Source organism: Paenibacillus sp. oral taxon 786 str. D14, assembly GCF_000159955.1.
GTDB classification, from domain to species: domain Bacteria; phylum Bacillota; class Bacilli; order Paenibacillales; family Paenibacillaceae; genus Fontibacillus; species Fontibacillus phoenicis.
Genome location: NZ_GG695975.1, coordinates 193,366 through 206,107, shown reverse-complemented (window position 1 = coordinate 206,107; position 12,742 = coordinate 193,366). Strand labels below are relative to the sequence as shown.

17 protein-coding genes are annotated in these 12,742 nt (G+C 43.0%); 3 read left to right on the top strand and 14 right to left on the bottom strand.

The window, feature by feature from the left end; all coding sequences use genetic code 11:
- The first annotated feature begins 119 nt into the window (after positions 1-119).
- Positions 120-638, top strand: a complete 519-nt coding sequence (locus tag POTG_RS10845) for a hypothetical protein (RefSeq protein WP_036644997.1) — start codon at positions 120-122, stop codon at positions 636-638.
- Between the two features lie 66 nt (positions 639-704).
- On the opposite strand, the gene POTG_RS23185 is transcribed toward POTG_RS10845, so the two are convergent.
- A complete protein-coding gene (locus POTG_RS23185; protein ID WP_009224870.1) occupies positions 705-1,034 on the bottom strand; it encodes a four-helix bundle copper-binding protein in 330 nt (109 codons plus the stop codon).
- Positions 1,035-1,217: 183 nt separating this feature from the next.
- Here POTG_RS23185 and POTG_RS10840 point away from each other — a divergent pair, with 183 nt between their 5' ends.
- Entirely contained in the window at positions 1,218-1,625 is a 408-nt protein-coding gene (locus POTG_RS10840) for a NusG domain II-containing protein (protein WP_009224869.1), read from the top strand.
- Between the two features lie 29 nt (positions 1,626-1,654).
- Positions 1,655-2,089, top strand: coding sequence for a hypothetical protein (locus POTG_RS22715; RefSeq protein WP_009224868.1), 435 nt, complete (start codon positions 1,655-1,657; stop codon positions 2,087-2,089).
- Positions 2,090-2,125: 36 nt separating this feature from the next.
- On the opposite strand, the gene POTG_RS10830 is transcribed toward POTG_RS22715, so the two are convergent.
- The 13 genes from POTG_RS10830 to POTG_RS24320 form a co-directional block, all read right to left on the bottom strand.
- Positions 2,126-3,499 (bottom strand): sensor histidine kinase, encoded by a 1,374-nt coding sequence (locus POTG_RS10830; protein ID WP_009224867.1) that lies wholly within the window; start codon positions 3,497-3,499, stop codon positions 2,126-2,128.
- The gene (locus POTG_RS10825) at positions 3,492-4,199 is read right to left on the bottom strand and encodes a response regulator transcription factor (RefSeq protein WP_009224866.1); all 708 of its coding nucleotides are present in this window, start codon (positions 4,197-4,199) and stop codon (positions 3,492-3,494) included. The genes POTG_RS10830 and POTG_RS10825 overlap by 8 nt, the downstream gene beginning before the upstream one ends.
- Positions 4,200-4,263: 64 nt before the next feature.
- Entirely contained in the window at positions 4,264-4,545 is a 282-nt protein-coding gene (locus tag POTG_RS10820) for a hypothetical protein (protein ID WP_036644994.1), read from the bottom strand.
- A 328-nt stretch (positions 4,546-4,873) separates the two neighbouring features.
- Positions 4,874-5,494 (bottom strand): nitrite reductase, encoded by a 621-nt coding sequence (locus POTG_RS10815; RefSeq protein ID WP_009224864.1) that lies wholly within the window; start codon positions 5,492-5,494, stop codon positions 4,874-4,876.
- 102 nt (positions 5,495-5,596) lie between these two features.
- The gene (locus POTG_RS10810) at positions 5,597-5,797 is read right to left on the bottom strand and encodes a copper ion binding protein (RefSeq protein ID WP_009224863.1); all 201 of its coding nucleotides are present in this window, start codon (positions 5,795-5,797) and stop codon (positions 5,597-5,599) included.
- Positions 5,798-5,981: 184 nt separating this feature from the next.
- On the bottom strand, positions 5,982-6,617 hold the full coding sequence (locus POTG_RS10805; RefSeq protein WP_442852589.1) for a class I SAM-dependent methyltransferase: 636 nt from the start codon (positions 6,615-6,617) through the stop codon (positions 5,982-5,984).
- Between the two features lie 31 nt (positions 6,618-6,648).
- On the bottom strand, positions 6,649-6,846 hold the full coding sequence (locus tag POTG_RS10800; protein ID WP_036644990.1) for a hypothetical protein: 198 nt from the start codon (positions 6,844-6,846) through the stop codon (positions 6,649-6,651).
- Positions 6,843-8,252 (bottom strand): sensor histidine kinase, encoded by a 1,410-nt coding sequence (locus POTG_RS10795; protein WP_009224861.1) that lies wholly within the window; start codon positions 8,250-8,252, stop codon positions 6,843-6,845. Before POTG_RS10795 ends, POTG_RS10800 begins: the two co-directional genes overlap by 4 nt.
- Positions 8,239-8,985: a response regulator transcription factor gene (locus POTG_RS10790; RefSeq protein WP_009224860.1), complete on the bottom strand. Its 747-nt coding sequence runs from the start codon at positions 8,983-8,985 to the stop codon at positions 8,239-8,241. The genes POTG_RS10795 and POTG_RS10790 overlap by 14 nt, the downstream gene beginning before the upstream one ends.
- A gap of 2 nt (positions 8,986-8,987) precedes the next feature.
- The gene (lgt, locus tag POTG_RS10785) at positions 8,988-9,773 is read right to left on the bottom strand and encodes a prolipoprotein diacylglyceryl transferase (RefSeq protein ID WP_009224859.1); all 786 of its coding nucleotides are present in this window, start codon (positions 9,771-9,773) and stop codon (positions 8,988-8,990) included.
- A gap of 18 nt (positions 9,774-9,791) precedes the next feature.
- Positions 9,792-10,925 (bottom strand): YVTN family beta-propeller repeat protein, encoded by a 1,134-nt coding sequence (locus POTG_RS10780; RefSeq protein ID WP_009224858.1) that lies wholly within the window; start codon positions 10,923-10,925, stop codon positions 9,792-9,794.
- Positions 10,926-11,030: 105 nt separating this feature from the next.
- Positions 11,031-12,452 (bottom strand): YncE family protein, encoded by a 1,422-nt coding sequence (locus POTG_RS10775; RefSeq protein ID WP_009224857.1) that lies wholly within the window; start codon positions 12,450-12,452, stop codon positions 11,031-11,033.
- Positions 12,453-12,488: 36 nt separating this feature from the next.
- The coding region (locus POTG_RS24320) for a DUF2933 domain-containing protein (protein WP_198136187.1) at positions 12,489-12,742 on the bottom strand (254 nt) is incomplete at its 5' end.

Below are 12,742 nucleotides of genomic sequence, written 5' to 3'. Positions count from 1 at the left end.
CTTATTATATAAATAATATACCCCCACCCCCTATTAATTGCAATTACATAACTGGGGTGCATATTCAAAATGAACAAGCCATATCTTAAAGTATAATATAGGTCTAGGGGGTATAAGCATTGATCTTCTTCCCATTAATTGCATTGTCTTTTCTTCTAACGGTATGGCTATATTTATTTATTATTTCTTTTCGAACTCAGTTAAGTAGTATGGCAGGCATGATGACGGCGATGGCTGTGGGAATGTCTGTCGGCTTGGGAATGGGTAGCCTTCTGACAGTCATAATTTCAGACGACTTTTTCATAACAACTTTGCTTAGCATGTTAGCAGGTGGCCTTACTGGCACATTTATTGGATGGCCAAAAGGTCTTATGGCGGTGATAGACGGATTATTATCCGGAGTCATGGGTGGAATGATGGGAACAATGCTTTTGGTTATGATCCCTCCATCTTCAACCCATACCATGTTGAATATTATTGCTTTGTTTACAATTGCAATCCTGTTCCTAGTCTTTATTTTGTTACAAGGTGAAATAGCCCCTGGAGATCTTAACAAGAAATCGTCCCTTCTATCTAACCCCATTTGGATGTTTACGACGATTTGTCTTTTTCTGGCTGCAGATTTTTTTATCATGTAATTCGAATAACATTCCAAACAGATCAAACCCTAAAGCCCGACAGAAACGGGTTTTAGGGTTTGATGATTATGCGGCCATTTTACGGCATGCTTCAGCACATCTAAAACATGCTTCGGCACATTGCTGGCAATGTTCTGAACTATGCTTTTTGCATTCGTTTCCGCATGCTTCACAAACATCCGCACAGATCTTACAGATTTGTTTCGCATAAGAAGTGTTCATGGACATCGCTTGCGCAGAGAAGGCGCAAATATCAGCACACTCCCGATCCAATCGTATACATTCTTTCATCATCCCGATATTGTCTTCTTCTAAACAGGATGTGTAACAATGGTTACATGCGACCATGCAGCGCAGACACTCATCGATGCAATGTTGAAACTGTTCGTGAGACATTTGTAACTTTTCACCTTCCATTCCAATTAATTAAAATACATGAGGTATTATGCTCCAGTGTAGTTTTTTAATTCAGAAATTCGATGATTAGTAATTGTTCCGAATATCACATCATTTCTACAAAGAAAACACATATTTTTCAGATACAATTTAAAGAGATATTATTTTGGGGATGACCAACAGATGAACCATAAGCTTAAAAAGGGTGATTTAATCTTAATTGTTTGCATTATACTACTGGCCACATTTATATTGGGAGCCAGATGGATTACAAATGATGCCGTAACGAACATGAACAAGGATTATTACGCGACGATTAGGGTGGATAATAAGATCTTCAAGACGGTGAAGCTTACTGATGAACCCCAAATTATCGAAGTAAAAACAGAAAGAGGTTATGATATCCTGAAGATCCATGACAAAGGCATTGAAGTCATCGAATCCGATTGTCCGCAGAAGATTTGCTTCACTTTCGGACTGATTTCCAAACCCAAAGAAGCCATCATTTGTTTGCCATTGCGAATGTTTATAGAGGTCGATGGATCAGAAAAAAATAACGCCGAAAACGAGATCGATGCTTATGTAAAATAAGCTGATCTATAAACGGGGAGTGCTAGATATTGAGAAAAAAGACGATTTGGGCAGTAGGATCGTTATTCATCATTATTGTTGTTTTGGGAGTTGGCAGCATTTTTACGAATAAATCTTCTAATAATTCAAATTCCTTTTCCTTTGATGAAAAAACTTATGATTGGCAAAATAACGGTAAAGAAAAACGGTACATTACTCAATTACTCGAGGGTAATGTGGATACTTTATTGAAGGGCACCGTTAAAACAGATACGGATTGCGAAGCAGACGAAACTGGAATTAGCAGATGCCATAATCAAATCGAATTGGAGAATAAAAAAACAGTAACGGTCATTAACATCCATAATATGCAAAACTTCGCCTGTTTCTCCCCTGGTGATGAGGTTGAAATTCAGCCATTAACCGAGGGATGGGTGACAACCTTAAAAACAAAAGGTGCCAGCGTTCATGATTCGACAAATTAAAATGATTAAAAAGATGAGCTCTTCTGTTAAGATAGCTCATCTTTTATTTTGACATTTGGGAAAGTGTAATGTAAACTGGGTGCCTTGATTGATTTTACTCTCGACATGAATACTGCCGCCGTGTGCTTCTACGATGGCCTTTACGATAACCAAACCGATTCCGGCACCGCCTGTTTTGCGATTCCGCGATTTATCTCCACGATAGAAACGCTCGAAAATATGTGGCAGCTCATCGGACGCTATGCCCGAACCCGTATCCGAAACGGTTACGTTCACTTGATCTGCAGCTTCAAAAATTCTAACATAAATTGAACCTTCGCCAGTAAATTTATAAGCGTTATTCAACAGGTTCACAAAAACTTGAATCAGTCGTCCAGCATCGCCGGTGATAACAACAGGAGTTTCTTCCTGAATGGTGAGATCGATCGGTTTCTCGCTGAACTGAGCTTTTACCGTTTTTTTGGATTCTCTGATTACCTCAAGTAGTCTAACCGGTTCTTGTTTTAGCTTGAGCATCGGATTTTCGACCGCTGACAAGTTCTCCAAATCATGAATAAGCTTTACTAACCGGATAACTTGCCCATGACAAACCTCCAATTTATCGGGCGTTGCTTCCCATACACCATCCTGAAAAGCTTCAATATGGCTTTGGATCGTGGCCAGCGGTGTGCGTAATTCATGGGCGATATCGGCCGTTAAATTTTTGCGCAACTGATCTTGTTGCTCCAGTGTATCCGCTAGATGGTTTAAAGCGAGTCCCACCTCCTCGATTTCCGTTTGACGATGCGCCAGTACAACACGGGAAGACAAGTCCCCTTCCTTCATTTGAGTAGCTATTTGTTTAATGCGTAATAAAGGCCTGCTTAGGCTATTTGACATAATTACGCTAAATATCGTTACACCGGCAATGGCTAAAATAAACGCCACCCAAAGTAACGTGTTAAACAGGTTCAGAAACTGTCGGTTTTGTATTTCAAAATTGCTTGCAAGTCCCTCAATTTCGATCCTGCCGATCTTCACATTATTTTTTGTAATATCTCGCGTTATTACTTTCGTATTTATAGTACCTTTTTCAGCCAGTGTAGAGGCATGCATCATTCTCCCCATGGATTTCGTATCCCAGATTAAATTGCCTCCAGCGTCATAAATGTTCACGTTATAGTTCCGAAGCATAGCTTGATGGGAGATAGACATTAAAGAATCCTCAGACCATCCGCTTGAACTTTCATCATAGGATCCCACCAAATCTTCGACAATCGTATCTGCCTCTGCCTGTTGCTGGGTTTGCGTATACCTTCCAAATGAGAAAGACATGACGAGATAAACAATGATCATGATGAGCAGCAGTGAACCGAGGCTTACGCCTAGATGCGAAATTAACAGTCTTTTACGCAGTCCTCCGCTATTCATCAGGGACCTCCTGAAATTTATAACCCACCCCATAGACCGTAATAATAAACGATGGATTTTTAGGATCATCACCGATTTTTTGGCGGATGTTCTTGATATGGACATCGATCGTTCGTTCCATACCTTCAAAATCATCACCTTGGATCAGATTAACCAGTTCGAAACGGCTAAATGCTCTTTTAGGATGTTTGGCTAAAGTTTCAAGTAATTTGAATTCAATGGGGGTAAGCTGGACGATTTCACCCCTGACTGTTACTTCATGCCGTTCCGGATCGATGGATAGGCGGTTCCCGCCGAAAGAAATCTTTTTTTCCTGAGTCGTGTATCCAGCGGACTTGGATCTTCTTAGCAAGCTGATCACTCTGGCCATCAGTTCCCGAGGGCTGAACGGCTTGACAAGATAGTCATCAGCTCCAATTAATAGACCGTGAACAAGGTCATCTTCACCGCTTTTGGCGGTCAACATGAGGATAGGTATATCCGATTTCTTTCGGATCGTTTTGCAGACATCCTCACCCGAAAGATCCGGAAGCATTAAGTCTAAGATGATTAAGTCAGGTTGGAGATTTTCAAAAAGCCGAAGCGCACCCTGCCCTGAATCTGTTTCATAAACCAGGTAATCCTGTTTCTCCAGATAGGCTTTAATGACGTGGAGAAGGCTTGGCTCATCATCGACAATTAAAATTTTTGTCCGTTCCATACAAATCCTTTCATTAAATAAGACAAGACCTCACGTAACTCGCGAGGCCTGTCTAAATTCGTGATTAGAAGTTCATCATATTGCTGCCCATCTGAGTATTGTTCATCATACCTTTAGCACCCGAGCCATTGCCACCATGGCAGTTATTATACATCTCCCGAATTTGTTCCTCGGAGAGATCCGGGTGCATTTGTTTGGCATGCGGCAACATTTGTTCAAAGGTGCTTTGGTTATTTGTTTTACCGCTGTCGTCGGTGCCGTTTTCGGATGTAGCCGCATAGACACCTGCCGTTCCAATTCCCATCACTAAAGCCATCGTTGCGAGTCCAATCCATAGTTTTTTCATTAGTATCTCCTCCTTTTGAATATAATATAAACAATAAATATGAAGAACTAATTTATACATTGTGAAGAAGTTATTAAGATCAAACCATTGTACTCAGGGTTATACTTCTGACGATTGTCGAAAACAACCGTTCATTTTGTTCAATATCGAGCCCCGTTTTTTCCACGTTTTCCTTCGTTCTTCGATTGATATTCGCCCCAGACATCTTTACAGTGATTAGTGCGTATCTTGGAGTGACGGCAGCTCCCATGATTCCTCCAATCCATGAGATGAAGAACCCTGATACCAACCAAACAAAGCGACAACCACAATTATTCTCCACCTGTTTTTATGAAGCGATGTTTTTTAAATGTTCGATCGAAATTCGTTGAACAAACTTGCTGAATTTCTCTTTTCCCTTGGCATGTTCCTTATAATAATAAACGAGTTTGCTTACGACCGAAACAACATCATCTTCCGATAAGCTGGTCAGAAGCAGTTGAGCGAACGATGCCTTTATCCCTTTTGGCTCTCCTCCTACATAAATATCAAATGTATTTCTCATTTTCACGACACTAATATCTTTTAATAAAGGCTCGCTTGTGCCAAGCGCACAGCCAGCATAACCAATCTTCAAAGGGGACGGTGTTTGCATACCCGAAATGGCTTTGTTTAGCTGGCGAGCTACATCTAAGCCGGCTTCTTCGGCCCCTTTGCAAAAATTGCACGCAATCAAGCTTTTGGTTACAAAACCCGAAGGATTTACTTCAAGACCCTGATTTCGAAGCTGCTGAGTAATCTCCTCTTCCCGATAGGATGGTATTTCCAAGTATAATTGTTTAAAAGGAGTCATCTCCATTTTCCCTTCTGGTCCAACCAGACGGCCGATTTCGATTAATTGTTCGGATGTAAAGAGGCTTCCTCCTAGTTGTATAGGCGGAGATACAGCGATTTTTATCCGTTCACTCATCTTCTCATCTCCTCACTTTTTAGGATTGTCGCATTTTTACGCGTCGCATCCGCATGAATACATCATCGAAATTTAAAATCGTTTCAAGGATTTAAACACCGGTTAAATAACATCGTAACCCTGTTCTTCGATGGTCTCCTTGACCAAGCTTTCCGAGATTTTACTTTCATCAAAGCGAACTTCAACCGACCCATTAGCTAAATAGACTTTACCTTCTACTCCGATTTGTTTCAGAGCACCTTCGATCGAATTTACACAATGTTGGCAGCTCATACCGCTTACTTGTAATGTCATGGTTTTCATCTTAAAGAGACACTCCTTTAAATTCTTTGCTGAATGCATTATACCCCTATGGGGTATATTTCGTCAATCGATAATTTAGGATACCGCCGTAGGGTATTTCAAAAAGAAAAACAGCATATTTTGCTGTTCTTTGTGGTATTCCCTTCATCTTTCAAATTATTCTTTTCATTACATGGACGTTTGCTCAAGGAGTGTTACGTGATGGGGTTATAATCAGGGTTAGACTTCTGACGATTGTAGAAAACAACTGCTCGTTTTGTTCAATAACGAGTCCCGCTTTTTCCACGTTTTCCATCGTTCTTCGATTGATGTTCGCCCCAGACAACCTCACAGTGATTGGATTAAGCAGATCCATGATTTTTCCCACAACCGGGTTATCGCTACGCATATGCTCCAATAAACGAATTTGTCCTTCCGGCTTACATACACGAGCCATTTCTTTCATCCCTTGTATAGGGTCTGGAACAGAGCAAAACACGCAGGTAGCTATTACATAATCAAAGGTATGGTCCGCAAAATCCATGTGCTCTGTATCCATTTCAATCAAATCTACCTTCATGCCGAGTTCTTCGGCGCGTAGCTTGGCGTAATTCAGCATACTGGGACTAAAATCTATTCCCGTTAATGAAACGGAAGAAGGATAGTAGGGAAGATTAGCTCCCGTACCAATGCCAACCTCCAGAATATTGCCACTTAATCCTGATAATAAGCTGCTTCTCCAAGTTTTCATCATTTTACTGTCCATTTTGTGGAACAGAGGGGCTACGCGATTGTATCGCCTTTTTATTTTTTCGGTTTGGACCTTATTCAATATTTTCACCTCGGATTTGAACTTAGGGAACCGATAGGAGTTAAGGTTTGTTTCTTTGCGTGAACCAATATACGATACCAAAGATCGTAGCTATCACAATCATCGATAAGCAAGCCTGCCCGATGGAAAGTCCCATCTGAGTAAATGACATGCCACGGAATGAGAAAGCCGATACGATTAAACATGCCAGCCCCATAGTTATGAGAACAATGACTATAACCCAATCCGCCTTCTTCATATTCGTTCCTCCTGGTGTTCAGGCACAAAGCGGATCTCAAACCTAGTTCCGTGGCCTAACTTACTAAAGACCTTGAGTTCCCCGCCTTGCAGCTCCACCAACTTTTTAGCGATTGGCAAACCGAGCCCTGTACCACCATATTGCCGTGAGCGGGACTTCTCCACACGATAAAAACGGTCAAAGATGTACGGAATCTCATCCTCAGGGATACCCATACCGGTATCTTCCACTGCTATATAAATAAAGGAGCGGTTTTGGTCCAGTTCAACGACGATGCTGCCCTTCTCCGTATAGCGTACAGCATTTTCCAACAAGTTAAGAAGAACCTGCTCCGTTCTCAAACCGTCACCGTAAATCAATGGAATGTTGCTGTTGATCTTCGTTTGGAGAGATAAGTTCTTCTCGCCGGCTTTAAGCTTAATTTTTTGAACCGCGTTATCCGTAATTTCCGCTAAGTCAATCCACTCCAGCGACAGGCTGACTTTTCCTTCTTCCATCTTAGCCAAATCGAATAGATCATCAACGAGGTGCTGTAAACGCATGGCCTCTTCATGAATAATATCTAAATATTTATCCTTCTCCTCCTCTGTTTCATATAGACGCTTCTTGAGGACTTGTGCATATCCTTCCAAGTACGTGATCGGAGTTCGCAGCTCATGAGATATATTCGCAAAAAATTCCTGCCGGGTATCCCTATATCGCTGTAGCTCGATGGCCAGATGATTGATGGAATCCGCCAAAACACCAATTTCATCATCTCGCTGAATCGTTAATCGAGTTTCCAGCTCACCCGCGGCAATTTTCCGGGTTGCCGCTTGCATTTGCAGCATGGGTCGGGATAGGATTTTGGCGATGATCCAGGTGATTCCCAGTGCCAGTAGAAATGCCCCTAGGCCTGACAGTACCAATACGCTACGAACGGCCGTGATGGATTCATCCATATGCCCGGTTGAAGAAAGGACATAAACCGCGGCTTTAATATTTACCCCCGTGGCATCCAATACGGGTCTGGCCGCCACGAAGTAACGTTCTCCATTAGCATCGGTATGTTCAAGCTTTACGGCTTTCCCGGTAAAAAGAAGCTTCAGGTCCTTGGGTTTAATGAATGTTCGGTCCGATATTTCATAGGTTCCGGAATTTGCCAATATGTCTCCTTGTTCAGAAACAAATAAAATACTGACGTTTGAAAAATCGGCAAACTTGAGCAGCGTCTCTTCGGACAACATCTCAGGCGATTGGCTCATCGCTGTGAAGTGAGTCGTGAGTTCATTTACCTCTGTTCTCATTTCCGAGTTATAGAAATTCGTGAACATTCGATCAATCGTCAATCCTAAAGAGAGAATCACGACAACAAAAGCGACGAGAATCATCAAACCAAGCCTGAAGCCAATTTTATTCCTTCTCATTGGAAGTACCCGCTCCGTTGAACTTATACCCTACTCCCCACACCGTTTGAATCGGATTATAGCCAAGCCCTGCCTTTTGAGTCTTTTCCCGAATATTTTTGATATGAGTATCTACGACGCGAACTTCTCCCTCGTATTCGTCTCCCCAGATTAGATTCACCAACTCTTCGCGGCTGAACGCACGTTGTTCGCTTTTCGCGAGCGAGATGAATAAATCAAACTCTTTCTGTGTGAATTCAACGGAATGGTCATGGATAATAACTTCTCTACCTTCCGGTAATATTCTCAGATGGGGAAACTCTAACGCAGCCTCTTGCCGCCTGATGGATTGTGTAATCGCCGAACGGCGGATTAAGGAATAGACCCGGGCAAGCAATTCCTCAGGTTCAAATGGCTTGGTCAAATAATCGTCCGCGCCGATGCCAAGCCCGTACACTTTATCTTTCGTCTCCGAACGCGCGGTGAGCATCAAAATAGCTACATGATCCTTCTCCCGGATCTTTTTGCATACTTGCCACCCGTCCATATCCGGCAGCATAAGGTCCAGCAGAATAATGTCGAAATGATGGTTAGCCGCCATTTCCAAGGCTTCATTGCCGTTTGTAGCTTCCTTGACCTCGAACCCTTCTCGCGTTAAATAAATCCGCAAGAGATTGCGCATATTCCATTCATCATCTACAACAAGAACCTGTAGTTTTGGCACGCCGCCACCCGCCTTTACCGATTGACTCATTTTTACATAGTGATTACCTTTGTCTCTTGGTTGCGCTTAAAGAAGAAATACACCATCAAGGCCATAGAGATCAGGAAGATACTCATACTGGTCCATTGTCCGGCAGTCCAATCCAAGGCGTACCGTGGTGAATCCCCACGAAGGAATTCCAAAGAAAACCGGACCAGTGCATACATCATATTATAACTTAAAAACAGCACCCCTACGGGAAGCTTGATATTCTTCATGGCTATGAGAACTCCAAATACGATCAAATCGAGCTGACCCTCCCAAACTTCGGCCGGCCATAGCGGAACGGAACCATACCGTTCAAAAGCGATGGTACCTTCAGGGTAAACAACCCCAAAGCCTGTCCCAGTCGGAGCTCCAAACGCATCACCATTTAGGAAGCAGGCAATCCGGCCTACGGCCTGACCTAATATGATGGCAGGAGCCACAATATCGGCGAGTTCCCAAAACGAAATTTTATTTTTCCAGGTATAAACAGCCGTTGTCAGGAATCCGCCAACCAATGCTCCCTGTATGGCGATTCCGCCATTCCAGATGGCAAAAATCTCAGATAAATGGTTCGAGTAGTATCCCCATTGAAAAAAGAACACATGCCATATTCTGGCTCCTAGAATGGCACCAAGAAGTACATAGAACACCAGATTAAAGATATGTTTTTGATATTGCGTCCCTCTAGCTAAATAATACGCCATGCCCACGGCAAGCAATACAGCCAAACCCACTACGACGCCATAGGATCTAAGGGAGAATCCCCCGATTTCAAATAAAATTACTCTCACGTCACTATCCCCTTATTATTATGGAGTAACACTAATTCCATTTGGCGTTGTGCCTACTTTAATCGTTGTAATCACTTTATTGGTTTCATTGTCGATCACGGTTACAGTGTTATCGAACATGTTTGTCACATATATTTTACTGTTATCCGGGCTCACTACCACGCCATGCGCCCCTTTGCCCGTCTCGATCGTGGCAATGACCTGATTTGTAGCCAGGTCAATTTTCGAGATACTATTTGATGGATTTTGTTCGGTACCTTGATTCGCAATAATCGCATACTTGTTGTCGGATGGAATATACACCTGCGCAGGACCGTTACCGACAGGTACTTTGATCATTTTCTCGGTAGCTAAGTCCACAATTACGGCTGCATTCTCTGCGTTTAAAGGAACGACCAGGGTTTTACCGTCACTCGTTACGCCAGTCGTTACAGGCGTGCTACCGACCTTGATCTTTTTCTCCTCAACCATGGTCTGCAAGTTCAACACACTAACGGTGTCTTCGCTCATATTTGCCACATAGGCAAATTTACTGTCCGCCGACACTCTAAAACCATGAGGGCCTTTTCCTGCTGGAATCGTTCCCACCGTTTGAAACGTCTTGGCATCCAGTACCGTTACATTATTTCCTTCATTATTGGTAACCAGAACATTTTTCCCATCCATCGTAAAAACGAGATGAGCCGGGTGGATACCTACTTCGACTTTCTTGACGAGTTCGTCTGAAACCGTGTCATAAAAATAGGCATAACCGCTCATTTCATGATCGCCATCTTCGCCATGTCCGCCCTCTTGATCTTCCGCCTCCGACATTCCTTCCATGTCCGACATTGATGGAACAACCGTAGCTCCTACCAATTTCCCGTCGGGAGAGACCTGGACATTATGAACGGCCCCTTCAACCTTAATGGTCTGCAGGACTTGATTTGAAGTTGCATCTATCTTAGTAACACTTCCCCCTTCATCGGCAGTGTAAAAAAACGCCGGCGCAACATTTTGTGAAATTGGGGCTTCAGCTTTGTTTTCAGAGTTATTCGTGGTTTGATTTGGTTGTGCAGCATTGTTATTCTGTTGTGCAGCATTGTTATTCTGTTGTGCAGTACCACAGGCAGTAATACCAATGGCTAAAACCGCTACAGAGAGCGTTATCATCCAGTTTCTTTTCATGTTATTTATCCCCCTAAATTTATTTATTCTCATTTTTATATTTATCCCCAAAAAATATAGTGAGCGTGCTCACTATATTTCTCGATTCAGTTACTCACTCCAGGATAAAGAAACCGTTTCTCCATTGGGTCCGTCAATTTTCATTTCGACCTGAGAGGCTTGCTCTGTTTTTGGAAACCAGGCCAAATAAAAAGGATGGTGTGAGTCGTTGCTTACGGAAACCAACCGAGAAGGAGACACATATTTACCATTTAAGCCTTGCAGGCTAATCCTCTGCTCATTTAACAAATCAGAAATATCGCCAGAATGAGCAGCTAATGAAATTCCATAGATATCATTTTGTTGAAAATCCTCCGCTTTGATATCCGTAAAATTCGGATCATTCCCAAGGTCAGTTGCCTTTAACCTTTGCACCGTGATTTGAGCCGAGCCAAGCGTTCCCTCCTGAACGGATGGATCCGGACTAATGTCAGGGGCGGTTACGTTCGAAGCTTGGACAGGAACAATGATATCTTCCAGCGATATTTCATGCGGTTCGGAACCTACCGGAATTATGGCTACGACCTTTCTGTCTTCTCGGTTGATCTTTACGATATCGTTCGATTGCCGATTTGAGACAAAAGCCCATACCCCATCAGGTGAAAAGCCTACGTGATTTGCATAGGAACCCGTTGAAATCGTCGCTAAAACACGAAAGTTGTCCGTATTGATCACTGTGACATCGTTCGATTTGTTATTGCTGACCCACAATTCTTTTCCGTCTGGGGAGACAGTTACCCCATGAGGAGCCTCTCCCGCTTCAATATCCTTGATCACTTGCATGGTTTTCATATCGATGACAGACACCGTATTCGACTCTACATTGGCAGCAAAAGCATATCGCGAATCCGGCATAACCGCCACCTCGTTAGGTACTTTCCCGACAGCGATGGTTTTGACGACTTTTGCCGTTGTTGCGTCTACGATGGAAATCGTATCATCATTCACATTAGCTGTCCAAACTTGGGAACCATCCGCAGTAACTGCCACATGCGCCGGGCCTTCTCCCGTCTCAACCATGGATTTTAGATTGAGATTCGCCGTATCCACAATGGCTAATTTCCCGCCCGTTTTACCAAGCCCCGGATTAAGGGATACGTATAAGTTTTGACCGTCCGGGCTTATATCGATGCCATGAACGCCTTCGTCAAAAGCAAGTTCCTTTATTTTCTTTTTGGTTTTCGTATCGATCGCTATCAGCGTTTTGCCGTCAAAGCCGGTGCCGACGTAAAGTACTTTTTGGTCTAAGCTTAGTGCAATACCATGGGAAGCTTGGTCTGTTCCCAGTTTAATCGTGTCCACTGCTTTTCCTTGTTCATAATCAACAACGGAGATGGTTCCGTCTCCAGCGTTTGGTACATAAAAAACTGAAGCAGGAGCTGCTTTCCCTTCTGGCTGTTTTACGAAAAGCCAAGTACCGGCAACGAGCAAAAGGAAAAGCAAAACTCCCCCCCATCGATAGATATTTTTCATGAACTCATCCACTCCATGTTCTCGTCATTGGGTTTGTTAGTGTCGTTTCTTACTCATCATCGGCATCAAAACCAGGTGTGACAATGGGCAAATCAGCAGAAGCAGGAATGGAATAATGTTTCCCGTTGAGCCTGTTATTCCGTTAAAAAGTAGCATTGCAGCGAATAGAACGATCGGCAAAACACAGCACAAGATCATCATCCAATTATGTTTTTTGGAATGGCCGGAATGCTCCCCGCCAGCATGATTATTTCCGTCATGGTTGTGATTACCACAGCAACTCATGTTAG

Excerpts from the sequence above, each read along its gene's own strand:
- POTG_RS23185 (WP_009224870.1), bottom strand. The coding sequence starts at position 1,034 with ATGTCTCACGAACAGTTTCAACATTGCATCGATGAGTGTCTGCGCTGC.
- POTG_RS10840 (WP_009224869.1), top strand. The coding sequence starts at position 1,218 with ATGAACCATAAGCTTAAAAAGGGTGATTTAATCTTAATTGTTTGCATT.
- POTG_RS10830 (WP_009224867.1), bottom strand. The coding sequence starts at position 3,499 with ATGAATAGCGGAGGACTGCGTAAAAGACTGTTAATTTCGCATCTAGGC.
- POTG_RS10825 (WP_009224866.1), bottom strand. The coding sequence starts at position 4,199 with ATGGAACGGACAAAAATTTTAATTGTCGATGATGAGCCAAGCCTTCTC.
- POTG_RS10820 (WP_036644994.1), bottom strand. The coding sequence starts at position 4,545 with ATGAAAAAACTATGGATTGGACTCGCAACGATGGCTTTAGTGATGGGA.
- POTG_RS10815 (WP_009224864.1), bottom strand. The coding sequence starts at position 5,494 with ATGAGTGAACGGATAAAAATCGCTGTATCTCCGCCTATACAACTAGGA.
- POTG_RS10810 (WP_009224863.1), bottom strand. The coding sequence starts at position 5,797 with ATGAAAACCATGACATTACAAGTAAGCGGTATGAGCTGCCAACATTGT.
- POTG_RS10800 (WP_036644990.1), bottom strand. The coding sequence starts at position 6,846 with ATGAAGAAGGCGGATTGGGTTATAGTCATTGTTCTCATAACTATGGGG.
- POTG_RS10795 (WP_009224861.1), bottom strand. The coding sequence starts at position 8,252 with ATGAGAAGGAATAAAATTGGCTTCAGGCTTGGTTTGATGATTCTCGTC.
- POTG_RS10790 (WP_009224860.1), bottom strand. The coding sequence starts at position 8,985 with ATGAGTCAATCGGTAAAGGCGGGTGGCGGCGTGCCAAAACTACAGGTT.
- POTG_RS10780 (WP_009224858.1), bottom strand. The coding sequence starts at position 10,925 with ATGATAACGCTCTCTGTAGCGGTTTTAGCCATTGGTATTACTGCCTGT.
- POTG_RS10775 (WP_009224857.1), bottom strand. The coding sequence starts at position 12,452 with ATGAAAAATATCTATCGATGGGGGGGAGTTTTGCTTTTCCTTTTGCTC.